We start from the raw sequence: 1,903 nt of genomic DNA on the forward strand, positions 1-1,903 counted from the left end.
GCAATTGCAAGTGCATTGATAGTAAGGGGACACTAATTGGTAAAAGAACAAAAGATAAACATATTCTAAAGGAGCAAAGGTTTCAGTGGATTTTATCCATTAAACGCATTGCTTCTCTCAGAGTTCTTACACATTGTGAGTCTCTAAATCTTAAACAATATTAACCGAAATATTATATATTTAAGGTACATGTATAAATATTTACATTATAACCCAGATAAATATTGTGAAATAAGTCTAATTCAATTATAAAAAGAGGTGCAATATGCAACAAAAATGGTATCAAAAATCATGGGGGATTATTTTATTACTCCTTTCACTACTTATTTTATTTACTAGTTGTTCACAACAAAATAATACAGAAATCAAAATAAATAAAACTCAAAAAGTAAGCAAAAAGAAAGCAGCCACTGTTGAAAGCAAAAAAAGTACACCTGACGATGAAGCCGAAAAAACGACTAGTGAAAGCGTAGTCAGTCCAAGCGTTCCTGCCACTAGTACACCAACGATAACAAGTGTTAATGGTGACTTTGACTACAGTAAATATACACTAATTGTAGTAGATGGCGGAGATATGTCAGGATATAGAAAGCCGAATGTCAGAGTTGATGTCGGGTTTGGCGACAGGGAATATTGGGCTTTTACAAATGAATACGGACAGCTAATTCGTGTTGAGGCAAAAAATATAACACTCCAAAATCCGAATACTGAACATGTTTTATCGTCTGGGAGATACTATTCTGATGAAGCAAAGGTTCCCGGTACAGAGAGTCAAGAATTAGATGAAGGGCATGTAATTGCTGACTCACTTGGGGGAGTATCTAACGCATATAACATTACACCTCAAGACAGCATTCTCAATAGGCACGGCGATCAAGCTTATATGGAAAAAGTGATTCGAGATGCAGGAGGTTGTACAGATTTCGTAGCAGTGATTCAATATCCAAATACTCAGACGCAAATTCCTAACCATTATAAATTCACATACAAAATTCAGGGCAGATCCATTAGAGATGAATTTGACAATGTAAACCCAGATGAAGTGAACAAAAATTTAGGGGAAACGACAGGTACGAGCAGTACGCCACCGAAAACAGACAATGTACCAGCAAACGAAACGGTAAGTAGTAATGAAGATGTTAGTAAGGTGGATACCAATCATAATGGAAGTGTTACGATCGCTGAAGCCAAAGCTGCTGGCTTTAAAATGCCAATTACGCGCGATTCATGGCTCTATAAATATATGGACGATCGAGATGGTGATGGACTAGTAGGTGAGTAAACAAATCGGATATTTATACACATGTAACACAAAAATGAAACAAAATCGGCAAAAATAGGTGCTCTCGGTGTCTTAAACCTTGATCAAATAATTGAGTTTCTAGCATTACATGAAAAATGGCATATTGAACAAATAAAGGATATCATTAAAGCTTTTAGGTAAACAGAAGGGATAAGCCTTCTGTTTTTTATTAACAGAGCACAAGAGGAGCTGTAAGAGACATGGGCGAGAGCGACAGAAGCAGAAACAGAAAATAGAAAAAACTACAAAGCCGTATTGTTTATGAAGAAAGATAACAAATGTAATTAACAGTCTTCCATTCAGGTCTATCGCTTTAGGAGTAATTGTAGAGCATAGAAATTCCACCACATAATCATTTAAACATTTATTGTGAAGAAATGTACTTACACTAACAGGGGCAAGAGTTAAAGAAGTGATCGCTACGGCGGTCTTTTTTCTTGTTGTGCTAACGGAGCAGTTTAATGGAATAAGGAGTTTTACCATAACTAGGTTAATAACATTAAGAATATATCATATGGGGAATATAAATTTGTTGGAGTTAAGATTAAAAGGATTTCAGCTTTAGTTTGGAATCCTTTTTAAAATATATAAATTTATTCG

General features: G+C 35.2%; 1 protein-coding gene. It reads left to right on the plus strand.

Annotated features, from left to right (window positions below; translation table 11 throughout):
• The first annotated feature begins 265 nt into the window (after nt 1–265).
• Complete coding sequence (locus tag V7150_RS26495) at nt 266–1,282, plus strand: DNA/RNA non-specific endonuclease (RefSeq protein WP_335524299.1); 1,017 nt, start codon at nt 266–268, stop codon at nt 1,280–1,282.
• The last annotated feature ends 621 nt before the right edge of the window (nt 1,283–1,903 follow it).

This window comes from Neobacillus drentensis (genome assembly GCF_036965245.1).
Taxonomy (GTDB): domain Bacteria; phylum Bacillota; class Bacilli; order Bacillales; family Cytobacillaceae; genus Neobacillus; species Neobacillus drentensis_G.